Consider the following 21,781-nt stretch of genomic DNA (forward strand, 5'->3'; position numbering starts at 1 on the left):
AAGCTATAGTGAACCTCAGCGGAAGAGGTCCGCATGCCGGAAACGGCATGCGTAAAGACGGCCGCCTGTTAATAGCCTGATGATGCGGCAGTATAAAAGGCCACGAGAAATCGGCTGCCGGATTCAGGCCCGGCAGCCGCGTTTTTATAGCTTTTCCCACGCTGGCAGGTGATTAGCTCGTTTTCGCCATTCCTGGAACGCCGCCATAATCACCCCGAAAACCAGACCGGCTATCAGCGTCGAGGTAGCGGCATAAAGCAGCGTGGCTCCCTGAGATTTCCAGAAAATAAACCACATTACTATCCCCCAGAACGGCGTATAGACGACGGCAAAGCTGAAAAAGTTCGTCCAGAATGTTGAGAAGGGCGGTGGAGGCACATGGATCCCCAACCGCCACAGAAATATATGGCACGGAGGGGCGTAGATGCTGGGCCACATCCCCCTGCCTTCCATAATCGCCATGGCACGATTTTTTCTTTTTTCAAAAACTGAGTCCCCGGTCATTTGCATACCCCCCTCTTGTTTTTCTTTTGTCTAATTATAACGGAAGGGTCAAAAAATATACTTTTTTTAAGATTTTTTAGAAAATTCTGGAAACATCATCGGAACGGGAAAAAAGTAGTTATAATCCAGCAGGTTAATTTATCTCCCCAAAGAGGGTGTCTGCGCTTTATGCGTCGGTAAAAATAAATTATTAGCCAGTAAGTTGACCTGGAAGTTGTTATTAATTAATTGGATGATCTTTATTAGGGCACTAAGTATTTGCCTGGCGCTTACCTCCAGCCAGCTTTGTCGATGCATGATCCCGGCGCAGATGACTGCGGGAAGGCAAGGCGCAAACTGTTGCCGATTCGCTTCAAAAGGGTAGAGCACGGTGTCCAGAGTGAAATCGGAAACGACAGTGCCGATAATCTCGCCATCTGCCCGCGCGTTAAGTTCCGTCAGCCGTGCGTTCTGCACAATTTGCAACTGAAGCCATTCTTTAGTGCGCACGTCGCAAAGCATCCTTTGGTTCTCAGGTTCCTTAAGCTGGTCGACATTTTCCTCATTCATTCCGGCCTGACTGCTTATCAACTGTGAGTATGCTTGTTGCTCGTCAGTGCTGATAAACAGGTTAAGTAACCTCCGCCACAGCCTGCTGTGTAGCCGCTGCTCCGCTATTTGCGCTTTCAGCGTAGCAGTTAGCTGATACCGCTTGTCTTCCCGGCAAACGTTCTGAGGCTGCATTTTCCGAAACCTCCTTTTAAAGGTTGAAATTGTTAATATAGTTACCAGAGGTTATGCGACAGGACTGCTCAGTGAAATAATGGTCTGGCGGAGAATCTGTCGTACAGGCGATTCAGCTATCTTTTTACAGTTATTTTATAAATTTCCAATATGGTTTTTAGACAGGTGGCTAATAACCACCTTGCTGCTGGTAGCATAAAACATATCAACTGTCTTTGATATTACCGGTAGGGATTTTTATACTACCAGACCCGATTTTGGTTTTTTTAAAAAGGTAACGATATTCGGGACGCCGGAAATTACTTCCACAATCAGTATAAATCAGGCAAGTAGTTTTGAAAGTGAATACATTTTTCGGATAAATGTCGATTCCGGCAGGATCCATAAGTTATATCCTTTTTTCAGGACATTAATTGCATATAATTCCCGCAGACTCGTCTGATTATCGCCCATCAACTTAAATCACAACGCAATAAATGGTACCCTTGCCGCTGACGGCGAACGATCGCCGTTTTATTAATCAGTAGATTTAAGGAAATGATGTATGAGTTTTACCCTGAGCAGCCTGAAAAATATCCGTTCGCTACGTGCACAGGCGCGCAATATGGCTACAGAGGATCTTGAAGAGATACTATCAAAGCTGAAAATTATCGTGAATGAACGTCGTGAAGCCGCCAGCGCGCAGGCAGCCGAAGCCCGCGAAAAAGCGGAAAAGCTGGCAATGTACCGTGAACTGATGCTTGAAGACGGCATTTTACCGACAGAACTGGTCAATAATTTGCCGCCCGTCGCCCGTGCAAAAAAGAAGCGCGCGCCTCGTCCCGCAAAATATAAGTACCTCGACGGCAATAATGAAGTCAGATACTGGACCGGGCAGGGCCGCACGCCGACACCTGTTAAGAATGCCATTGCAAACGGTCAGTCGCTGCACGATTTCCTGATCTAATCGATCGGATATCAGGCCAATAAGGCAGAACGTCAAGGCTGCCTTATTTTGCCTTACGGCTCTTTAAGAGCAATATATCAATTACGCCGTGCAGAGTGGTCTTCTGGCGCTGAAGCGTATCTTCCTTTGATTATAAATCCCGGCCCCGCAAACCGATCGCTGCGCTAAACCACCCAGGCCCGACAGCCCCGGTTGCAGGCTGCGGTCAGCTTTTCAGGTAGAGAGCAGCGCGCGTCTAAAAGAGTCAATATGCGCGCGGGTTGCTGCCGTCACGCGCTGAATATCCCCGGAGGCCAGCGCCGCAATAATTTCATTATGCTCAGCGATAACCTCATCCATATGGCTGACGCTCGACAGCGTTGTCGCCCAGAAGCGCTGCGCCTGCGCGTGAATAACGCTCAGGATATCCGCAAGCCGTCGGTTGCCCGCAATATCCGCCAGCACCTGGTGAAACTCGCGATCCAGCAACATCATTTTCTCTCTGTTGCGCGAGCCGCCGGCAAGCCCGATCTGCTGATTCAGCTCGCGCAGCTGGTTAAGGTGCGCCTTATTTACTTTCTGGCTGGCAAGCTGCGCGCACAGCGTTTCGTTAACCAGCCGCACCTCAATCAATTCCAGCGCATCATCGATCGACAACGGGGCGACCATAACGCCCTTGCGGGGAATGATTTGTAGCAGCCCTTCGGTAGCCAGGCGGTGGATCGCCTGATTGATCGGCGTGCGCCCCATTTCCAGATCGTCCATTACCTGGGCGGTATTAAGATAATCGCCGGGCTTGTAACGCAGCGTGATCAGCCTGTGCCTGAACGCCAGGTAGGCCTGTTCGTTCAGCGACAGATATTTTTTCCGCTCGATCGGGTTCACATTTTCACCAGCTGACTCATTCATGATGCCGTTCCTGTTTAAGCCTTTGCGACATATTACACAAAAAGCTGGCATGAAAATCGCTAGTTTGAAATGCGAGTGAAATTTCACTCTAATTTCAAATGAGGGTTTTGCCATGCACCTACAGTTCATTACCGGCGACGAAGCCGCTGCCAGACTCGATGTCGACGTAACCCGCTTTGTTATTGCGGGCTGGGCAGGGCGCGATCGGGATGCCGTCCTGCACCATATTCGGGAGCTTGAAGCGTTAGGCGTGCCTGCTCCTGGTGCAGTGCCGCTTTTTTACCGCGTCGCCACTAATCAGCTCAGCCAGAACGCCTTGCTGGAAGTCGTGGGCAACGAAACATCCGGCGAAGCCGAACCTTTCGTCTTTTTTCATCGCGGAGAGTGCTGGGTTTCTCTTACCTCCGATCACACCGATCGCTATCTGGAAACCTTCAGCGTGGCGCTTTCCAAGCAGGCCTGCATCAAACCGGTGGCAAGCGGCGCGTGGCGCATGCGCGAAGTGGCGGAGCACTGGGATGCGCTGGAGCTGACTTCCTGGATAAAAGAGCAGGGCGAATGGGTGGTTTATCAACAAGGTTCGCTGTCGTCGCTGCTGACTCCACAGGCGCTGCTTTCGCGCTATCTGGAGGGCGAAACGGCCGCTGACGGCCTGGCCATGTCCTGCGGCACGCTGAGCACTATCGGCGGCATCCGTCCGGCCAGCGAGTTTCGGATGGCGCTGCACGATCCGGTGCTGGGCCGCACGCTGGAGCACACTTACCGCACCGGCGCACTGCCGGTCGTTGCATAAGGAGCGCGGCTATGACGACACTCTGGCAGGCAAGTCAGCAGCTACAGGCGGGGAACGTTCAGCCTGAAACTTTCACGCAGGCGGCATTGGCTGCCGCACGCGATCCTGAAAAAGAAGGCGCGCGCGTTTTCATCACTCGTTATGAGGCGCAGGCCACGCAGCAGGCTATTGAGGCGGGAGAACGCTGGCAAGCCCGGCAATCACGTAGCCCGATCGATGGGCTTCCCATCAGCATTAAGGATCTGTTCGATGTAAAAGGCGAGGCGACGACGGCGGGTTCACGCCTGTTAAGCGATGCGCCGGTCGCCACGGCGAACGCGAGCGTGGTAGAGAAGCTCAATCGGGCTGGCGCCGCGATAGTCGGTAAGACCAATATGACCGAATTCGCCTTCTCCGGGCTGGGCATCAATCCGCACTACGGCACGCCTGCCAACCCGTGGCGGCGCGAGGAGAAACGTATTCCCGGCGGCTCCTCTTCCGGCGCGGCGGTGGCCGTAGCGGATGGGCTGTGTCTGGGCGCTATTGGTACCGATACCGGCGGTTCCGTACGTATTCCCGCCGCGCTCTGCGGCCTGACCGGCTTTAAACCTGGCGCCAGCCGAATCGATCAGGCGGGCACGTTGCCGCTTGCGCCTTCGCTGGACAGCATTGGCGTTATTGCGCATGACGTTCGCAGCTGCTGGCTGCTTGACAGCATCATTGCCGAAAAGCCTCTTGAGATGCGGGAGTCGGATCTGCGCCACGCCCGCTTTGCCGTACCGCAAACTCGCGTCCTGGACGATCTGGATCGGGACGTAGCGCAGGCGTGGCAGTACGCGCTTGATCTTCTCCGGGAAGCCGGGGCCACGCTGGTGGCCTTGCCACTTACCGAGCTGGATGAGCTGAATACCCTGAACGCGCGCGGCGGTATTACGGCTTATGAAGCCTGGCAGTGGCATCAGCGTACGGCTTTGGCCCGGCCCGAAGCTTACGATCCGCAGGTGCTGATGCGCCTGCAGCGCGGCAGCCAGCTGACTGAACAGGATGCCGCTGAACTTTATCAGCAGCGCGCAGCCTGGCAGCGGCGTATCAACACGGCGCTGGAAGGCTTCGACGCGCTGCTGATGCCCACCGTGCCGAAGATTGCGCCGACTATCGCTTCGCTGGACGAGCCGCAGCGTTATATGGAGATCAACGCTCTGATGCTGCGTAACACCAGCGTTATCAACATGCTGGATGGCTGCGCCATTTCCTTACCCTGTCACCCGGCCGGTCATGCGCCGGTTGGCCTCAGTCTTGCTGCCGTTCATGGCGACGATGCCCGCTTAATCAGCTGGGCTGTTGCCGTGGAAACTGCCCTTACCCGGAGATCCTGAAGATGAAGCAACCTCACGGCATGCTGTTTGTCGCCACCAATATTGGCGCGGATGACGAAGCGGATTTTAACCAGTGGTATGACCATGAACACGTTGAGGAGCGCGTGGCCATCAGCGGCTTTTTAAGCGGCACGCGCTACCAGGCGATTAACGCCGAACGTAAATATCTGGGCCTGTATGAAACCGAATCGCTGGAGGCTTTTACCAGCGTGGACTATCACGCGGCGTTCACGCGCCAGACCGAGTGGTCGGTGAAAAATCTGCAAAAGATGGTCAACCCGATGCGCCGGGTCAGCGCCGTTACCCATACCCACGGTAAAGGCACCGGCAGCCAGCTGGCGGTGGTCACGCTTGCACAAGCGGTCGACAGCGCGGCGCTGAGCGCCTGGCAGCAGCAAATCGGCCAGACGCCGGGCTATATCTCTTCCAGCCTGCTGACGCCCGATGCGGATCTGAGCACGCCGCTGCCGATGGAAGGGAAAGAGAACCGCCAGATGCTGCCGATGCTACTTATCAGCTGTAGCGATGCGCCATGCTGCGATCGGCTGGCTTCCGTTGCGGCAGAACTGCTGACGGGCGAGGTGCAGCGCTATGCCCTTAGCTGGACACTAACCCGACAGGAGATGACTCATGGCTGATACGCACTCCACGCTGCATCAGGCGGTACGCCCGAAGCGAAGCAAATCAAAAACGGGTCGCCTGGCGGCGGCCAGCTCGATTGGCACGGCTCTGGAATGGTATGACTTTACTGTTTACAACATTATGGCCGCGCTGGTGTTTAACCACGTGTTCTTCCCCAGCTTCGATCCGCTGGTCGGAACGATCCTGGCGTTCTCTACCTATGCGGTCGGCTATATTTCCCGGCCGCTGGGCGGCTTTGTCTTCGGCCATCTTGGCGACGTCGCCGGTCGTAAGGCGGTGCTGATTATTACGCTGGTGATTATGGGCGTCACGACCGCCCTGATGGGCCTGCTGCCGGGCTATGCCGTTTGGGGGATCTGGAGCCCCATCCTGCTGGTGGCGCTGCGCTTTGTGCAGGGCATCGCACTTGGCGGCGAATGGGCCGGCGCGGTACTGCTGTCGATGGAACATGGCGATGCCGACAAGCGCGGCCGCAATGCTTCTTTCGCGCAGGTGGGGCCTTCCTGCGGAACGCTGATCGGTACTGGTTTTATCACCCTGGTGACGGTAGCCATGAGCGCCGGACAGTTTCAGGCATGGGGCTGGCGCATTCCTTTTCTGCTGAGCCTGCTGCTGGTGATGTTTGGCCTGTGGCTGCGCCGTGGCGTGGAGGAGACGCCAACCTTTGTGGCGATGCAGGCGGCGGAGAAAACCACGCATACGCCGCTGAAAGAGGTTTTTCTTAACTACCCTAAACAGCTGCTGATTGCCGGTGGCGCACGTATCGGGTCGGATGTGCTGTACGCGCTGGTGGTGGTGTTCACGCTGACCTATGTGACTACCGTCCTGCATATGCCGCGCCCGCTGGCGCTGCTGGCGACGATGCTGGGCGCCATTGGCAATGCCGTTACCGTGCCGATGTTTGGCGCCTTGTCGGATAAGTGGGGAAGGCGCCCGGTTTACATTACCGGCGCGCTGCTGGCCGTTGTCTGGTCGTTCGTGTTTTTTGTACTGCTCGACAGCACCCAGCCGGTATTGATCGTGCTGGCGGTGATTGGCGGCTTGCTGATCCATGCCATGATGTACGGCCCGCAGGCGGCGTTTGTCACCGAGCAGTTTCCCGGTCATGTACGTTACGCTGGCTCTTCGCTCGCCTATACGCTTGCCGGAATTGTTGGCGGCGGTTTCGCACCTTTAATTATCACTACGCTGTATAAAGAGATGGGCAGCACGCTGTGGGTGTCGCTATATGTTTGTCTGGCGCTGGCGATAACGCTGTTTGCCGTGTGGAAAGCGAAAGAAACGGCGCACCATCGCTAACAACAGGTGGCGAAGGAATGCCACAACATATTATTTTCCCCGTTATGGTTGCACCCTGCCTCTACTGCACCCGATATCTCTTCGACCGACGAACCGCGCTGGAAAAAAATCAGCCGGGCGGCGGCTTCTTTACTCCTGGCAGGCAGTTATAGCTTATACCGGCTGTTAAACCTGAACGGACGTAATTTATCGGTAGTGATTGTAAGAGCGAGGACAAGGGAAACATCTATCTGCAATATACGTTCAAATACCTGTCAGGAAGCGATAAAAACAATGAAGAAAAGCTCACTGTTATCCTCAGTTGAGGCCTGTGGGAGAAAACCACTGCTTCATAAATAAAAAGCCATCTGCATAGCAGATGGCTTTTTTATAAAATTTACTTTTCTCTGCGGCTGACAGGTATCAGCGGTAGATTAGACGTTGAACAAGAAGTTCATCACATCGCCATCTTTCACGATGTACTCTTTGCCTTCTGAACGCATTTTACCGGCTTCTTTCGCGCCCTGTTCACCTTTATAGGTAATGAAATCTTCATAGGCGATGGTCTGGGCACGGATAAAGCCTTTCTCAAAGTCGGTATGAATTTTACCGGCGGCCTGCGGAGCGGTGGCGCCAACCGGAATAGTCCAGGCGCGCACTTCTTTCACGCCAGCGGTGAAGTAAGTTTGCAGGTTCAGCAGAGAATAACCGGCGCGAATGACGCGGTTCAGGCCCGGCTCTTCGATACCCAGCTCGGCCATAAACTCTTCGCGATCGGCATCTTCCAGCTCGGCGATGTCGGATTCAACGGCAGCACAAACCGGCACTACGATGGAACCTTCTTTAGCCGCGATTTCACGCACCTGATCCAGGTACGGGTTGTTTTCAAAACCGTCTTCGTTAACGTTGGCGATATACATCGTTGGCTTCAGCGTCAGGAAGCTCAGATAGCGGATGGCCGCTTTGTCTTCTTCGCTCAGATCCAGCGAGCGCAGCATGCCGGCGTTAGACAGGTGCGGCAGGCATTTCTCCAGCGCGGCCTGTTCAGCTTTAGCGTCTTTATCGCCGCCTTTTGCACGCTTCTGTACGCGTTGCAGCGCGCGTTCGCAGGTATCCAGGTCAGAAAGCGCCAGTTCGGTGTTGATCACTTCAATATCGTCAGCCGGGTCAACTTTATTGTTAACGTGGATGATGTTGTCGTTCTCAAAGCAGCGGACAACGTGGCCGATAGCTTCGGTTTCGCGAATGTTGGTCAGGAACTGGTTGCCCAGGCCTTCGCCTTTCGACGCGCCTTTTACCAGGCCCGCGATATCCACAAATTCCATGGTGGTTGGCAAAATGCGCTGTGGCTTGACGATCTCCGCCAGTTTGTCGAGACGGGAATCGGGCATTGGCACCACGCCGGTATTCGGCTCAATGGTACAGAACGGGAAGTTTGCCGCTTCGATACCCGCTTTGGTTAACGCATTGAACAGTGTGGATTTCCCGACGTTAGGCAGGCCCACAATACCGCATTTGAATCCCATGTTTGAATCACCTTAATTAATTGCAGGAGAAGAAATCTTCCCCGGTAAGCTGGTTAGCACAAGTTTTTGCGCATTATACACGTAATTATCGCCTGGATGGCGGGGATTTCTACCCGCGCGTGGGAGAAGGGGGTTGAGATCTTGCTCACGTTTTCACATACTGACAATCTTTGACAACAGACGGAGAACGCCGCGGATGCACTGCTCCCTGCTTACGCCACCCTGAAATCTCCCTTCCACGCCTGTTGCGCTTCTCGTCTTTCTGGCGAGTTCAAACTGTGTCCCAAACTGGCGGCGCGGTAATCACCTGCATTTGATAAAAAACGGAAATCAGCATGTTCAAACTGAGCAACCTCAGGGCTGCCGACGTCAAAAATGACGTTCTGGCCGGCGCTGTCGTCTCTGTGGCCCTTATTCCGGAAGCCACGGCCTTTTCTCTGCTAGCCGGCCTGTCGCCGACTATCGGTCTGCACACCGCCTTTATCCTGGGCCTGATCACCGCGCTGTTCGGCGGCAAACCGGGGATGATCTCCGGCGCGGCCGGCTCGATTGTGGTGGTGCTGGTCAGTCTTATTCAGACTCACGGCTATGAATACGTGCTGCTGGCGACGATTTTCGCCGGGCTGATCCAGCTGGCTATTGGCCTGTTCCGCCTGGGGAAATTTATCCGCCTTGTGCCGCAGCCGGCTATCTACGGTTTTGTAAACGGACTGGCTATCGTTATCGCGCTGGCGCAGATCCCGATGATTAAAAACCAGGGGCCGGTCATGTATGCCCTGGTGGCGCTGGCGATGCTGATCGTCTGGCTGTTTCCTAAATTTACCAAAGTCATTCCCGGCTCGCTGGCGGCGCTAATCGCCATCAGCGCCATTGCCATCGGCTTTGGACTGGATACCAAACGGGTAGGGGATTTGGCCGATATCTCCGGCACGCTGCCGTTCTTCCATCTGCCGGAAGCGCCGTTAAGCTGGGCCACAATGAAAATTGTGCTGCCTTATTCGGTGATTATCGCGCTGGTTGGGCTGATAGAATCGCTGTTAACGCTGGCAGTACTGGATGAAATGGGCAGTAAAAAAGGCAACGGCAACAAAGAGTGCGTGGCGCAGGGCATCGGCAATACGCTGTGCGGGTTCTTTGGTAGCTTTGCGGGCTGCGCGATGATTGGACAGTCGATCATCAACTTTACCTCCGGCGGGCGTGGACGCATCTCTAACCTGGTCGGCGCAGTATTGCTGATCCTGTTTGTGGTCAGCCTGTCTAAATATATTGCCCTGCTGCCGGTGGCGGCGCTGGCCGGTATTATGTTTGTGGTCTGTATTAATACCTTTGAGTGGAGCTCGCTGCGCCGTCTGAAACGTATGCCAAAGCCCGATGCGGTTATCATGATTGCGGTCACGGTGGTCACCATCTATACCGATCTGGCCATGGCGGTGATTTTTGGCGTGATCATCTCCGCGCTGGTTTTTGCCTGGCAACATGCCCGCATCAGTATCGTGGCACAGGAAGAGCGCGACGAGCAAAAGACCTATCGGCTGGAAGGGCCGCTGTTTTTTGCCTCTGCCGCCAGCTTCCAGGAACTGTTTACGCCAGCCAAGGATCCACAGGAAGTGGTGATCGACTTCGCCCGTACGCGGGTGATGGATTCCAGCGGCGTCGAGGCCATCGATAAATTGACCGCCCGCTATATAGCGGAAGGAAAAAGCGTCAGGCTGCGGCATCTTAGTGAAGATTGCATCAGTCTGTTAAAACAGGCAGGGCCTTTCTGTAGCCACGAGCTGGATGCGCCTGATTATAAAGTTGCGGCCGATAGCGACTAAAAGCGTAAAGCTAAGGCTGGCCCTGCCGATATATATAAAAATCGTTATATTGCCCAGTGGTTTAGATTAAATCACTGGTTTTTGGCGATATGACGAATATAATCACTGGCAGGGCGTCCTGAGCTGGCTATAAAGCATGACTAATAATTACTGTTACGTTCCGATTCACTCTCTTAGCGGCGAGCTGATTGCGCTTGAGCTCACCGTTTTACCACACCAGACCGCGCCGCAAACCGGGGACGCCGAGAGCCGATTGTTGGATCAGCTGCTGACGGTAGAACGCTACGCGGACTATTTTCAGCTGCACGGGCTGCTGTGCTGCCTGACCATCGATTTTCCGCTGGCTTGCGCGGTAACCGAATCGCCTTTTATCCAGCAAATCCTCAGCCAGCTGCCTTTTTTGCGGCTGAAGCTTTCTGAAAATTTCCCCAACCTGCACGACGGGCCAAACAATCCTCTGCTGCGGGCGCTGACCGATCGGCTGAACATCTTATGGCTGGATGATTTAGGGGCAGGCGATGCCAATCTGAATGCGTTACAGTCGAAGATGTTTGAAGTGGTTAAGCTGGATCGGCAGTTTTACCTCGATAATATCAGCAAGCCGTTCTTTAACGTGCTGATCGCCCATATTCGCCGCTACACCAACCGCGTGCTGGTGGAGGGCGTAGAGAACGAAGGGCAGCTGGAGAAGCTGGCCGCCAACAAAGTCTGGGGCGTGCAGGGTTACTATGCGCAGACAATGGCGCTGGACGCGCTTGATGGCACGGATGGGGGTTAACGGTTAGCCAGAACCGGAAGCCAATAGCTGTCTGACGTAGGGTTCAATCTATTTTGGGGAAGAATATTCCGATCCCCTTCAGGCCTGGCTGAGAGTTTGAAACAATGGATAGCAGCTCTTTACCTGAACAGAAAAAGTTATTTATAAGCATCGAATAACGTTTCCTTATCTGAAATTAAATGGCTTCCACAGGGAAGTAAGGACAACTCATGGCAATTGAGCAGGTTATAGGAATTGACCTTGGAACCACTAATAGCGCGGTTTGCGTCTGGCAAAAGGGTCAAGCCGTTTTAGTCCCGAATAAATGGGGCGAGGTATTAACGCCCTCGGTTGTAGGCCTTGATGAGCAAGCTAATCTGATTATTGGACGTCCGGCGCGCGAACGGTTGCAAAGCCATCATGCGCTGACCCAGGCGAGTTTTAAGCGTTATATGGGCACGGAGGTTTCGCTGGCACTTGGTTCCAGGCAATTTCGTGCCGAAGAGTTGTCGGCATTATTACTGCGCCAGCTCAAAGAGGATGCGGAAAGCTGGCTTGGGCAAAAATTAACACAGGCCGTTATTACCGTACCCGCTTATTTTAATGACGTTCAGCGTCGGGCGGTGAAAAATGCTGCCCGGCTGGCTGGGCTGGACGCAATACGCTTGCTTAATGAGCCAACCGCCGCGTCACTTGCTTTTGGCCTGCTGGAAAATCGTGAGCAAAAATACCTCACTTTCGATCTTGGCGGCGGGACATTTGACGTATCCGTCATTGATATGTTCGAGGGCGTGGTGGAAGTTCGTGCCAGCAGCGGCGATATCCGGCTTGGCGGCGATGATTTCTCACAGGCGATTGTACAGTGGATGCTGAGCCAGCATCCCGAGCTGAAATCTGCGCAGGCCGGGCTGGCAGCGGCGCTGCTGGCAAAAGCGGAAAGCATGAAGCAAATGCTGAGCCACGCTACCGAGGCTAAGGCTTCGCTGGAATGGGCCGGTCGGCAGTGGAGCTGGACTTTTACGGAGGCTCAGCTGGCCGAGTGCAGCCAGCCGCTGCTGATGCGTTTACAGCGTCCGGTACAGCAGGCGCTGCACGATGCGCGTTTTTCTCTTCAGGATCTCGACCACATATTGCTGGTGGGTGGCGCAACCCGTATGCCGCTGGTTCGACAAACCGTTGCGCGGCTTTTTGGGCGTTTCCCTCGCCACGATCTCAATCCAGACGAAGCCGTTGCGCTTGGCGCAGGCATACAGGCCGGAATGGTGATGGCCGATGCTGCGGTCGAAGACATTATTCTTACCGACGTGATGCCGTTTTCCCTCGGCATTGAGGTGGTTAAGCGCCATGGTAATCAGATTGAACCCGGCTTTTTCCTGCCGCTTATTGAGCGCAATACCTTTTTGCCGGTAAGCAAAACCGAGACGCTGAATACAGTTAGCGACAATCAGACCTGCGTCCTGCTGAAAATATATCAGGGAGAAGGGCGCAGGGTTCAGGATAACGTTTTTCTCGGCGAAATGAGTATTGATGTTCCTCCTCGACCGGCAGGTGAACTGACCGTTGACGTGCGGTTCACCTACACGCTGGACGGCCTGCTGGAAGTGGAGTGTCGCTATGACGGCAGTCCGGTAATAGCACGGCTGGTGATAGAAAAGGTGCCGGGGCAGATGAGCGAAGAGCAAATTGCCGCCAGCCTGCAAAAGCTGGCCGATATTAAACAGCATCCTCGCGATCGACCGGAAAATCGTGAGCTGCTCGCTCGCTGTTCGCGCCTTTATGAACGCTTACTTGGCGATGAGCGAGCATGGATGGATCGGCTGACTACCGCGTTTGAACAGGCGCTGGAGGGTCAGGATCTTCGCCGTATTGCCTCATCAAGAGAAGATGCCGAACACTTTTTACAACAGTACAAAGAGGGCCTCCTGCCATGAGCATCTGGCAGACGCTGGAACTGTCACCCACGCGTGATGAAGGGGAAATCCGCCGTGCGTATGCCCGCCAGTTAAAAAAACATCGACCGGATAGCGATCCGGCAGGCTATCAGCAGCTGCGTGAAGCATTCGATGAGGCAAAGCGACGGGCGCAGGCTGACATTATCGTTGATCACGAGGACAGCACTGCCGATATTTTACCGCCGATACAGGAGAAGCACGAACCTGAACCTCTGATCCAACAGGGTGAAGTCGCCAACGGCTTTACCGTTGGAGAAACAGCCGTCCCTCCTGAAGCAGATTTGCTGTACAGCGAAAAGGAGCTGCATAAACTGGCGTATCAGCTGGTAAACACAGAAATGACAGGCATTATTATGATGAATCGCCTGTCAGAGAGCGTGTTCAAAGCGGGGAGCCTGCAGCAGCAACAGCTTTTCCATCGACAGCTTGCGGCTGCGCTGGCAGAGAGCCCCGGTTTGACCGAAGGCCTGCTTGAACGCGTCAGCGGCCTGTTGGGATGGGGAATGGACGAGTACGACTACAGCCATATTATTCCGTATCACATTCAGGAGGCGCTGCATGAACAACTACGCGAAACTGAAGTGAACCGGGCATGGAAAGAGATGGAGGCAGAAGAGAAGCACGGCACGATGCTCAACAGGGCAGCGATTCGCCTGCTAAAGAGCGATAGCGAAAAGGTGCCTTTCTGGATACGCCTGATACCGGGTCTGCTCACGCTCCTTGCACAACAGGCAAACAGGTTGGGGTATTATTTTCCTGAAATTGTTCCACGGCTAAATCAGCCTGTGCTGCGGTTCCTGAGTCAACCTCGCGCGGCGCTCAGCTGGCAGGGGATTTTTTTGCTGGTGTTCTGGGCGTTGGTCTTTAATGCGGTTATCCCTCTGTCGGGCATCAATACGACCGTTAGCGCTATCGCTGTTCTGACAGTGATGTTTTACCTGTATATCAATGACGCCGTCATGCTGGGCCTTCAAAGCAGGCCGCAATGGGTGAAGTGGTTTCTCTTTACCGAATTTATTTTCTCGCTGATGGCGATCCAGCTATTTTTTGGCGGACTGTTTTTTGCCGCCATCGTTACTATGCCGCCTTCCGGTCATGGCGGCATTGCGCTGGTTATGCTGCTTGCGATACTGGTGTTGTCGATGGTGTTTTGGGCGGCATGGCCACAAGGCATCCCTTTTATACGCCGCCCCGGCAGAGTAATGAGCCGAATCTTTGCCAGCCCCTGGAAGTTAATGGAATGGATGGATTTCTCATGGTTTTCGGTTATTTGGGCGCTACTCTGCCTGGCCGTATTTGTTCTGACTGGCGTAGCGCTGCTTAAGCTCTTTGCTTAATCCAGACGGCTGGTTGAGCGCTTTTATCAGCAATCAGCCAGCCTTCATTAGCTTAACCTTTAAAACTGTGCAGCCGGTTCATCGCCTTTAGCCTGTCTTCCTTCAGCCACACCTCGGTGCAGCGCGCCGCTTCGTCAATGGCGTTGTCGATCAGCGTCTGTTCCGCCGCCTGCGGCTTGCCCAAGACAAAACCCACGACCTTGTTGCGATCGCCCGGATGGCCGATACCGATGCGCAGACGGTGGAAGTTCAGGTTATTGCCCAGCCTGCTGATAATATCTTTCAGGCCGTTATGGCCGCCGTGGCCGCCGCCCTGTTTGAATTTTGCCACGCCCGGCGGCAGATCCAGCTCGTCATGCGCTACCAGGATTTCTTCCGGCGCGATACGGTAGAAGGTGGCCATTGCCGCAACGGCCTTGCCGCTCAGGTTCATAAAGGTCGTCGGCACCAGCAGCCTGACGTCTTCGCCACCGATATTGAGCCGGGCCGTGTAGCCGTAAAACTTACTCTCTTCTTTTAACGACTGATTGTGTCGTTGAGCCAGTAAATCCACATACCAGGCGCCCGCGTTATGACGCGTGGCGGCATATTCCGCACCGGGATTGGCAAGGCCGACAATCAGTTTAATGCTGCTCACTTGTCTGTTTTCCTAAAAGGCTGCATCAGGGAAGGGCGCTAGTGTACTAAGAGCGGCGACAGAACTCAAAAGTGCGCGCTATATCACAATAGTTGATCAGGGTGATAATGCGTTTTCTATAGAAAAATCAGCGAAGTGCGCGTAAAGTTTTGTCAAACTTTTAGCAACAAATGTGATCTGGCCCGCAACGCATCCGCCAGCCATTGCATAAACTTATGGCACTAACCGCACAGGAATGCACTGGCATCTGGAGGTGACAAATGAAACGCAGACACGCTAATTTAACCGGCAACGCCCTGATGGTGATCGGCCTGGCCGTCATGGTAACCGGCATAGGCTATGCCGTACTGAATCAACTGCCGCAGCTACAGCTGCCGCAAATGCTGGTTAACGGCTCTATTTTCGCCATCTTTATCGGCGCGCTGATGTGGTTGGTCGGCGCCCGCCTTAGCGGCCGCGAAAAAATCACCGATCATTACTACTGGGTGCGCCACTATGGCGACAAGCGCTGCCGTCGCGCTTCGGGACACGGCCATCACTGATAGCCGGCTACGCCATAAAAAAAGCGGGACAGATAATCTGTCCCGCTTTTCGTTTAGCCGCAGCTATCCGATTAGTGCTCAAACATCGCAGAGATAGACTCTTCATTGCTGATACGGCGAATAGCCTCCGCCAGCATGCCGGAGAGCGTTAGCGTACGCACGTTCGGCAGGGCTTTGATCTCTTCCGGCAGCGGAATGGTGTCGCAAACCACCACTTCGTCAATCACGGAATGACGCAGGTTTTCTACGGCATTGCCGGAGAAAATAGGGTGAGTGGCGTAAGCGAAGACACGCTTCGCGCCACGCTCCTTCAGCGCCTCGGCGGCTTTACACAGCGTGCCGCCGGTATCAATCATGTCATCAACCAGCACGCAGTCGCGGCCCGCCACGTCACCGATGATGTGCATCACCTGCGAAACGTTGGCGCGCGGACGACGCTTATCGATGATAGCCATATCGGTATCGTTCAGCAGCTTGGCGATTGCGCGGGCGCGCACCACGCCGCCGATGTCCGGCGAAACCACAATAGGGTTTTCCAGACCGATTTGCAGCATGTCTTCCAGCAGGATTGGGCTGCCGAAAACGTTATCAACCGGGACGTCAAAGAAGCCCTGAATCTGTTCAGCATGCAGATCCACAGTCAGAACGCGGTCAACGCCGACGCTGGAGAGGAAATCCGCGACTACTTTAGCCGTGATAGGCACACGAGCAGAACGCACGCGACGGTCCTGACGGGCATAGCCAAAATAGGGGATAACAGCGGTAATACGACCAGCGGAAGCGCGGCGCAGGGCATCCACCATAACAACCAGTTCCATCAGGTTATCGTTGGTAGGTGCACAGGTGGACTGGATGATGAAAATATCACCACCGCGTACATTTTCATTGATTTGTACGCTCACTTCACCATCACTGAAACGACCGACGGCGGCGTCGCCCAGGCTAGTGTAAAGGCGGTTGGCAATACGTTGTGCTAGTTCCGGGGTGGCGTTACCAGCAAAAAGCTTCATATCAGGCACGAGAAGAACCTCAGGCTTTGCGTCCAGAGAATGAACATCTGCGTCAGCGGCACTGGGCGGTATACCGCTGACGGGTCCATACGGGTGTAATCGAGCGCCGCGCCGCTTCAGGAACAGGGTGAAGCGGTCGCCGCGGCTCTTATTGCTCGGAAAGGTAGCGGTGCAGCGGCGAGACGTTAACGCCTCGCGCAACAAAGCCCTGCCACTTTTTCAAAGCAAGCTCAGCCACCTGACGGGCAGCGGGCTCGGTGTCAAATTCAGCGAACACGCAAGCGCCGGTTCCGGTCAGGCGCGACGGCGCGTATTCTAGCAGCCAGGAAACAAGCTGTTCAACCTCGCGAAAACGTTTTCTTACTACTGGCTCACAATCATTGCGGTAATTATCCGCTAATAACTGGCTGATTTCCCTTACCGGCGTGTTGCGGATCAGTTCAGGATCGTTAAACACCACCGGCGTCGAGATGTGAACGCCAGGGTGGATCACCAGATACCATTTTTCTGCCGGGTTAACCGGCGTCAGCGTTTCGCCAACGCCTTCAGCAAAGGCGGCAAAGCCATGCACAAAGACCGGCACGTCCGCGCCCAGCCGCAGGCCCAGCGCCGCCAGCTCGGCAAAACTGAAGCCGGTTCGCCAGTAATGATTCAGCGCCACCAGCACGGTAGCGGCGTCCGAAGAGCCGCCGCCCAGTCCGCCGCCCATCGGCAGCCGTTTTTCTATAGCGATCGATGCGCCTGCGTTTTCCGGCAGGACGCCCTGCTGCCTGGCGCGCGTCTGCAACAGCCTGGCCGCGCGAACGATCAGGTTCTCTTCGTCCGGCACGCCGTCGACCGGCGTCAGCAGCGTAATCTGGCCGCTGCTGTCCGGCTGGATGCTTAACGTATCGCCATAATCCAGAAACTGGAACAGCGTTTGCAGCTCATGATAGCCGTCAGGACGACGGCCGGTAATGTAGAGGAATAAATTAAGTTTAGCGGGCGCGGGCCACTTAGCGACCACCGACTTAGCGACTGCCGTCATTTTACCGTCCAGCCATCCATTTTCAGCTTGATGCGCTGATCGCCTTCGCGCAGCTCCATATTGGCCGGCAGGGCAGGCTGCTGCTTGTTGTCATAGGCCTGATAGGTCACCGTCCACTGCTGGCCGTTACGGCTGTAGTTGACTTCACGCAGGCGATATTTATCGTCCAGCGTATAGTCGGTTGAGTCGCCCGGCAGGCCCATCATCCACTGACGCAGGCTGTTGAGCGGAATATCCATACCGGTCAGCTGCGAAATCATCTTCTCGGCGTCGTTGCTGGTATAGCGCTTGCCTTTATTGTCGACCAGCTGTACCACGCTGCCCTGTGCGTCCAGCTGGAGTTCGGTGCTGCCCAGCGGGTTGGTCAGCAGCAGACGATAGCGATCCGGCGCGGTTTGCTGCCAGTTGAAACGGGCGTAGACCTTTTGCTTGTCGGACAGATAGGCAAAAGCGCCGCGCGTCTGGTACTGGGTGATTTTTTCGACAGCCTGCTGATGCTGCTGCCACTGTGGCGAGGTGACGCTTTGTCCTGGCCCCTGGGGTTTATTAACGCTACAGGCAGCCAGCAGCACGCTGGCAAGCGGAAGAAGCCGCAGCAGGCGGCGATTCGACATAAACATGGGGACTCCTCAGACTCCGTTCAGGCGCTGACGCGCAAAGTAACCGTTCAAACTATCGACCGCCAGGGGCCGCGTCAATACTCAATTTGTCCTGTTTCGTGCTGAATAGCTATATCAATCGCAGCGAACGGCGAATGTGGCTTTTCTTGATCTCGCGCATCTTGTAGAATGCGCCTCACAAAACCCTATCAACAGTGGGATCTCCCAGACCTGACTCATGACGTTGCTGGCACTCGGAATAAATCATAAAACGGCTCCTGTGGCTCTGCGCGAACGCGTGACGTTCTCGCCGGATACGCTGGATCAGGCTCTCGACAGCCTGCTTGCTCAGCCGCTGGTACAGGGCGGCGTCGTGCTGTCTACCTGTAACAGGACCGAGTTATACCTTAGCGTTGAACAACAGGAAAACCTGCAGGAACAGCTGGTGAAATGGCTGTGCGACTATCATCAGCTCAGCGCCGATGAAGTGCGTAAAAGCCTGTACTGGCACCACGATAACGAAGCCGTCAGCCACCTGATGCGCGTCGCCAGCGGGCTGGATTCGCTGGTGCTCGGCGAGCCGCAGATCCTGGGCCAGGTGAAAAAAGCCTACGCCGATTCGCATCGCGGCCACACTATCTCCAGCGAGCTGGAGAGAATGTTCCAGAAATCCTTCTCTGTCGCCAAGCGCGTGCGCACGGAAACCGATATCGGCGCCAGCGCCGTTTCCGTGGCCTTTGCCGCCTGTACGCTGGCGCGGCAGATCTTTGAGTCGCTGTCCACCGTCAACGTGCTGCTGGTCGGCGCGGGCGAAACCATCGAGCTGGCCGCGCGCCATCTGCGCGAGCATAAAGTGCAGAAGCTGATTATCGCTAACCGCACCCGTGAACGCGCCCAGAAGCTGGCCGACGAGGTTGATGCCGAAGTCATCAGCCTGGCGGAGATCGACTCGCGTCTGGCAGAAGCCGACATTATCATCAGTTCTACCGCCAGCCCGCTGCCGATTATCGGTAAAGGAATGGTGGAGCGCGCGCTGAAACAGCGCCGCAATCAGCCGATGCTGCTGGTGGATATCGCCGTGCCGCGCGACGTCGAGCCGGAAGTGGGCAAGCTGCCTAACGCCTATCTCTACAGCGTGGACGATCTCCAGGCGATTATCGAAAGCAACATGGCGCAGCGTAAAGCGGCCGCCGTGCAGGCGGAAACTATCGTTGTGCAGGAAAGCGACGAGTTTATGTCGTGGCTGCGCGCGCAGAGCGCCAGCCAGACCATCCGCGAGTATCGCTCGCAGGCCGAGCAGGTGCGCGCCGAGCTGGAAGAGCGCGCCCTGGCGGCGCTGGCTCAGGGCGCAGATGCGCAGGCCGTGCTGCGTGAGCTGGCCCATAAGCTCACCAACAAATTGATCCACGCCCCAACCAAATCCCTTCAGCAGGCCGCCCGCGACGGCGATGACGAACGCCTGCAGATTTTACGCGACGGCCTGGGGCTGTAGCGTTTTTACCTCTTTATATACAGGGAATATTCATGAAGCCTTCTATTGTTGCCAAACTGGAAGCCTTGCAGGAACGCCACGAGGAAGTCGAGGCGATGCTGGGCGATGCTGGCGTGATTGCCGATCAGGAGCGATTTCGCGCGCTGTCGCGCGAGTATGCGCAGTTGACCGATGTCAGCCAGTGTTTCCGTCGTTGGCAGCAGAATCAGGAAGATATCGCCGCCGCCGAAGAGATGCTTAACGATGCGGAAATGCGCGATATGGCGCAGGAAGAGCTGAAAGAGGCGCGTGAGGCCAGCGAGCAGCTGGAGCAGGAGCTACAGGTGCTGCTGCTGCCGAAAGATCCGGACGACGAGCGCAACTGCTATCTGGAAGTGCGTGCCGGCACCGGCGGCGACGAAGCGGCCATTTTCGCTGGCGATCTCTTCCGCATGTACAGCCGCTATGCGGAATCGCGCCGCTGGAAAGTGGAAGTGATGAGCGCCAACGAGGGCGAGCACGGCGGTTATAAAGAAGTGATCGCCAAAATCGTCGGCGAAGGCGCCTACGGCCGCCTGAAGTTCGAGTCCGGCGGCCATCGCGTGCAGCGCGTGCCGGAAACGGAATCGCAGGGCCGTATCCACACTTCCGCCTGTACCGTTGCGGTGCTGCCGGAAGTGCCGGAAGCCGAGCTGCCGGATATCAACCCGAGCGATCTGAAAATCGATACCTTCCGCTCATCGGGCGCGGGTGGCCAGCACGTTAACACCACCGACTCCGCTATCCGTATTACCCACTTGCCGACCGGCATCGTGGTGGAGTGTCAGGACGAGCGTTCGCAGCACAAAAACAAAGCCAAGGCGCTGGCGGTGCTGGGTTCCCGCATTCGCGCGGCCGAAAGCGCCCGTCGTCAGCAGGAAGAAGCCTCAACGCGCCGCAACCTGCTGGGCAGCGGCGATCGCTCCGACCGCAACCGCACCTATAACTATCCGCAGGGTCGTATTACCGATCACCGCATTAACCTGACCATCTACCGTCTGGACGAAGCGATGCAGGGCAAGCTGGATATGCTGATTGAGCCTGTAGTGCAGGAGTATCAGGCAGACCAGCTGGCCGCCCTGTCCGAGCAGGAGTAATGGAGATTCGCCAGTGGCTGAAAGGAGCCATTACCGAACTGGCGGGCAGTGAAAGCCCGAAAAGAGATGCGGAGATCCTGCTGGGCTTTGTCACCGGCCGCTCCCGCAGCTGGCTAATCGCCTTTGACGAGACGGCGCTGACCCAAAGCGAGCAGGATCGTCTGGCTGCGCTGCTGGCTCGCCGCGTTAACGGCGAGCCAATTGCTTACCTGATCGGCGAGCGTGAATTCTGGTCGCTGCCGCTCAGCGTTTCCCCCGATACGCTTATCCCCCGGCCGGACACCGAGCTGCTGGTGGAGCAGGCGCTGGCACATCTTCCTGCCGAACCGGCGGCGGTACTGGATCTGGGCACCGGTACCGGCGCGGTCGCGCTGGCTATCGCCAGTGAACGGCCCGACTGTCGCGTCACCGGCGTCGATCGCATCCAGGGCGCCGTTGAGCTGGCGCAGCGCAACGCGCAACGTCTTGGCATCCATAACGCCGCTTTTCGCCTCAGCAACTGGTTCAGCGCGCTGGCGGGCCAACGTTTTGCCGTTATCGTCAGCAATCCTCCCTATATTGATGAAGCCGACGAACATCTGCGGCAGGGCGACGTGCGTTTTGAGCCGCAAAGCGCGCTGGTGGCGGCGGATGGCGGCCTGGCTGATATCCGGATTATCGCCGCTCAGGTGGGAGAGGCGCTGCTGCCCGGCGGCTGGCTGCTGTTAGAGCATGGCTGGCAACAGGCGCAGGCCGTGCAGGCGATCCTGCGGGCGGCCGGTTTTGTTAACGTCGCCACCGCCCGGGATTATGGCGGCAATGACCGCGTGACTTATGCGCAAAAACCCTGAACGAGGGAAAA

Annotated in this window: 21 protein-coding genes; 13 read left to right on the plus strand and 8 right to left on the minus strand. The window is 55.8% G+C overall.

Annotated elements, in window-relative coordinates:
- Positions 1-144: 144 nt before the first annotated feature.
- Positions 145-510: a DUF6404 family protein gene (locus AB3U87_RS11780; RefSeq protein WP_253454514.1), complete on the minus strand. Its 366-nt coding sequence runs from the start codon at positions 508-510 to the stop codon at positions 145-147.
- A gap of 132 nt (positions 511-642) precedes the next feature.
- Positions 643-1,227 carry a hypothetical protein gene (locus AB3U87_RS11785; RefSeq protein ID WP_253454513.1) on the minus strand — a complete coding sequence of 195 codons (585 nt, stop codon included), beginning with the start codon at positions 1,225-1,227 and terminating at the stop codon, positions 643-645.
- A 544-nt stretch (positions 1,228-1,771) separates the two neighbouring features.
- Here AB3U87_RS11785 and AB3U87_RS11790 point away from each other — a divergent pair.
- The gene (locus AB3U87_RS11790; protein ID WP_253454512.1) at positions 1,772-2,173 is read left to right on the plus strand and encodes an H-NS family histone-like protein; all 402 of its coding nucleotides are present in this window, start codon (positions 1,772-1,774) and stop codon (positions 2,171-2,173) included.
- 213 nt (positions 2,174-2,386) lie between these two features.
- Here AB3U87_RS11790 and AB3U87_RS11795 read toward each other — a convergent pair whose 3' ends face one another.
- Positions 2,387-3,061 carry a GntR family transcriptional regulator gene (locus AB3U87_RS11795; protein ID WP_253454511.1) on the minus strand — a complete coding sequence of 225 codons (675 nt, stop codon included), beginning with the start codon at positions 3,059-3,061 and terminating at the stop codon, positions 2,387-2,389.
- Positions 3,062-3,173: 112 nt separating this feature from the next.
- On the opposite strand from AB3U87_RS11795, the gene AB3U87_RS11800 reads away from it, so the two are divergent.
- From AB3U87_RS11800 to AB3U87_RS11815, 4 genes are read left to right on the plus strand one after another with little or no spacing between them, the layout of a single operon-like run.
- Positions 3,174-3,854, plus strand: coding sequence for a DUF2848 domain-containing protein (locus AB3U87_RS11800; RefSeq protein WP_394149130.1), 681 nt, complete (start codon positions 3,174-3,176; stop codon positions 3,852-3,854).
- 11 nt (positions 3,855-3,865) lie between these two features.
- Entirely contained in the window at positions 3,866-5,209 is a 1,344-nt protein-coding gene (locus AB3U87_RS11805) for an amidase (RefSeq protein ID WP_394149132.1), read from the plus strand.
- 2 nt (positions 5,210-5,211) lie between these two features.
- Complete coding sequence (locus tag AB3U87_RS11810) at positions 5,212-5,847, plus strand: DUF4286 family protein (RefSeq protein ID WP_253454508.1); 636 nt, start codon at positions 5,212-5,214, stop codon at positions 5,845-5,847.
- Entirely contained in the window at positions 5,840-7,150 is a 1,311-nt protein-coding gene (locus AB3U87_RS11815; protein ID WP_253454507.1) for an MFS transporter, read from the plus strand. Before AB3U87_RS11810 ends, AB3U87_RS11815 begins: the two co-directional genes overlap by 8 nt.
- Positions 7,151-7,563: 413 nt before the next feature.
- On the opposite strand, the gene ychF is transcribed toward AB3U87_RS11815, so the two are convergent.
- Positions 7,564-8,655 carry a redox-regulated ATPase YchF gene (gene ychF, locus AB3U87_RS11820; protein ID WP_253454506.1) on the minus strand — a complete coding sequence of 364 codons (1,092 nt, stop codon included), beginning with the start codon at positions 8,653-8,655 and terminating at the stop codon, positions 7,564-7,566.
- A 335-nt stretch (positions 8,656-8,990) separates the two neighbouring features.
- On the opposite strand from ychF, the gene AB3U87_RS11825 reads away from it, so the two are divergent.
- The 4 genes from AB3U87_RS11825 (at position 8,991) to AB3U87_RS11840 (ending at position 14,518) form a co-directional block, all read left to right on the plus strand.
- The gene (locus AB3U87_RS11825; RefSeq protein ID WP_394149135.1) at positions 8,991-10,472 is read left to right on the plus strand and encodes a SulP family inorganic anion transporter; all 1,482 of its coding nucleotides are present in this window, start codon (positions 8,991-8,993) and stop codon (positions 10,470-10,472) included.
- Positions 10,473-10,608: 136 nt separating this feature from the next.
- Positions 10,609-11,250 carry an EAL domain-containing protein gene (locus tag AB3U87_RS11830; protein ID WP_253454504.1) on the plus strand — a complete coding sequence of 214 codons (642 nt, stop codon included), beginning with the start codon at positions 10,609-10,611 and terminating at the stop codon, positions 11,248-11,250.
- Positions 11,251-11,459: 209 nt separating this feature from the next.
- A complete protein-coding gene (locus AB3U87_RS11835; RefSeq protein WP_301729683.1) occupies positions 11,460-13,160 on the plus strand; it encodes an Hsp70 family protein in 1,701 nt (566 codons plus the stop codon).
- Positions 13,157-14,518: a J domain-containing protein gene (locus AB3U87_RS11840; protein WP_369896052.1), complete on the plus strand. Its 1,362-nt coding sequence runs from the start codon at positions 13,157-13,159 to the stop codon at positions 14,516-14,518. The genes AB3U87_RS11835 and AB3U87_RS11840 overlap by 4 nt, the downstream gene beginning before the upstream one ends.
- 52 nt (positions 14,519-14,570) lie before the next feature.
- On the opposite strand, the gene pth is transcribed toward AB3U87_RS11840, so the two are convergent.
- On the minus strand, positions 14,571-15,155 hold the full coding sequence (pth, locus tag AB3U87_RS11845; protein ID WP_125289707.1) for an aminoacyl-tRNA hydrolase: 585 nt from the start codon (positions 15,153-15,155) through the stop codon (positions 14,571-14,573).
- Positions 15,156-15,415: 260 nt separating this feature from the next.
- Between pth and ychH the strand changes: the two genes are divergently transcribed.
- A complete protein-coding gene (gene ychH, locus AB3U87_RS11850) occupies positions 15,416-15,697 on the plus strand; it encodes a stress-induced protein YchH (RefSeq protein WP_125289708.1) in 282 nt (93 codons plus the stop codon).
- Positions 15,698-15,768: 71 nt separating this feature from the next.
- Here the strand turns inward: ychH and prs are convergent, their stop codons facing one another.
- From prs to lolB, 3 genes are all read right to left on the minus strand, one after another.
- A complete protein-coding gene (gene prs, locus AB3U87_RS11855) occupies positions 15,769-16,716 on the minus strand; it encodes a ribose-phosphate diphosphokinase (RefSeq protein WP_124232585.1) in 948 nt (315 codons plus the stop codon).
- A 139-nt stretch (positions 16,717-16,855) separates the two neighbouring features.
- A complete protein-coding gene (ispE, locus tag AB3U87_RS11860; protein WP_253461009.1) occupies positions 16,856-17,713 on the minus strand; it encodes a 4-(cytidine 5'-diphospho)-2-C-methyl-D-erythritol kinase in 858 nt (285 codons plus the stop codon).
- 17 nt (positions 17,714-17,730) lie between these two features.
- Positions 17,731-18,354: a lipoprotein insertase outer membrane protein LolB gene (gene lolB / locus AB3U87_RS11865; protein WP_253454501.1), complete on the minus strand. Its 624-nt coding sequence runs from the start codon at positions 18,352-18,354 to the stop codon at positions 17,731-17,733.
- Positions 18,355-18,571: 217 nt separating this feature from the next.
- On the opposite strand from lolB, the gene hemA reads away from it, so the two are divergent.
- The 3 genes from hemA to prmC are packed head-to-tail and all read left to right on the plus strand — an operon-like array spanning position 18,572 to position 21,770.
- On the plus strand, positions 18,572-19,825 hold the full coding sequence (gene hemA, locus AB3U87_RS11870; protein ID WP_253454500.1) for a glutamyl-tRNA reductase: 1,254 nt from the start codon (positions 18,572-18,574) through the stop codon (positions 19,823-19,825).
- A 32-nt stretch (positions 19,826-19,857) separates the two neighbouring features.
- Positions 19,858-20,940, plus strand: coding sequence for a peptide chain release factor 1 (gene prfA, locus AB3U87_RS11875; protein WP_253454499.1), 1,083 nt, complete (start codon positions 19,858-19,860; stop codon positions 20,938-20,940).
- The gene (gene prmC, locus AB3U87_RS11880; RefSeq protein WP_394149140.1) at positions 20,940-21,770 is read left to right on the plus strand and encodes a peptide chain release factor N(5)-glutamine methyltransferase; all 831 of its coding nucleotides are present in this window, start codon (positions 20,940-20,942) and stop codon (positions 21,768-21,770) included. The genes prfA and prmC overlap by 1 nt, the downstream gene beginning before the upstream one ends.
- Positions 21,771-21,781: the final 11 nt, after the last annotated feature.

The organism is Erwinia plantamica (genome assembly GCF_043420595.1).
GTDB lineage: Bacteria > Pseudomonadota > Gammaproteobacteria > Enterobacterales > Enterobacteriaceae > Erwinia > Erwinia aeris.

What these genes read in the sequence shown, in the direction of transcription:
- AB3U87_RS11805 (WP_394149132.1), top strand. Translation starts at nt 3,866, where the DNA reads ATGACGACACTCTGGCAGGCAAGTCAGCAGCTACAGGCGGGGAACGTT.
- AB3U87_RS11830 (WP_253454504.1), top strand. Translation starts at nt 10,609, where the DNA reads ATGACTAATAATTACTGTTACGTTCCGATTCACTCTCTTAGCGGCGAG.
- AB3U87_RS11835 (WP_301729683.1), top strand. Translation starts at nt 11,460, where the DNA reads ATGGCAATTGAGCAGGTTATAGGAATTGACCTTGGAACCACTAATAGC.
- lolB (WP_253454501.1), bottom strand. Translation starts at nt 18,354, where the DNA reads ATGTTTATGTCGAATCGCCGCCTGCTGCGGCTTCTTCCGCTTGCCAGC.
- prfA (WP_253454499.1), top strand. Translation starts at nt 19,858, where the DNA reads ATGAAGCCTTCTATTGTTGCCAAACTGGAAGCCTTGCAGGAACGCCAC.
- prmC (WP_394149140.1), top strand. Translation starts at nt 20,940, where the DNA reads ATGGAGATTCGCCAGTGGCTGAAAGGAGCCATTACCGAACTGGCGGGC.
- AB3U87_RS11785 (WP_253454513.1), bottom strand. Translation starts at nt 1,227, where the DNA reads ATGCAGCCTCAGAACGTTTGCCGGGAAGACAAGCGGTATCAGCTAACT.
- AB3U87_RS11800 (WP_394149130.1), top strand. Translation starts at nt 3,174, where the DNA reads ATGCACCTACAGTTCATTACCGGCGACGAAGCCGCTGCCAGACTCGAT.
- AB3U87_RS11810 (WP_253454508.1), top strand. Translation starts at nt 5,212, where the DNA reads ATGAAGCAACCTCACGGCATGCTGTTTGTCGCCACCAATATTGGCGCG.
- AB3U87_RS11825 (WP_394149135.1), top strand. Translation starts at nt 8,991, where the DNA reads ATGTTCAAACTGAGCAACCTCAGGGCTGCCGACGTCAAAAATGACGTT.
- ychF (WP_253454506.1), bottom strand. Translation starts at nt 8,655, where the DNA reads ATGGGATTCAAATGCGGTATTGTGGGCCTGCCTAACGTCGGGAAATCC.
- hemA (WP_253454500.1), top strand. Translation starts at nt 18,572, where the DNA reads ATGACGTTGCTGGCACTCGGAATAAATCATAAAACGGCTCCTGTGGCT.
- AB3U87_RS11790 (WP_253454512.1), top strand. Translation starts at nt 1,772, where the DNA reads ATGAGTTTTACCCTGAGCAGCCTGAAAAATATCCGTTCGCTACGTGCA.
- AB3U87_RS11795 (WP_253454511.1), bottom strand. Translation starts at nt 3,061, where the DNA reads ATGAATGAGTCAGCTGGTGAAAATGTGAACCCGATCGAGCGGAAAAAA.
- AB3U87_RS11840 (WP_369896052.1), top strand. Translation starts at nt 13,157, where the DNA reads ATGAGCATCTGGCAGACGCTGGAACTGTCACCCACGCGTGATGAAGGG.
- AB3U87_RS11815 (WP_253454507.1), top strand. Translation starts at nt 5,840, where the DNA reads ATGGCTGATACGCACTCCACGCTGCATCAGGCGGTACGCCCGAAGCGA.
- ychH (WP_125289708.1), top strand. Translation starts at nt 15,416, where the DNA reads ATGAAACGCAGACACGCTAATTTAACCGGCAACGCCCTGATGGTGATC.
- AB3U87_RS11780 (WP_253454514.1), bottom strand. Translation starts at nt 510, where the DNA reads ATGCAAATGACCGGGGACTCAGTTTTTGAAAAAAGAAAAAATCGTGCC.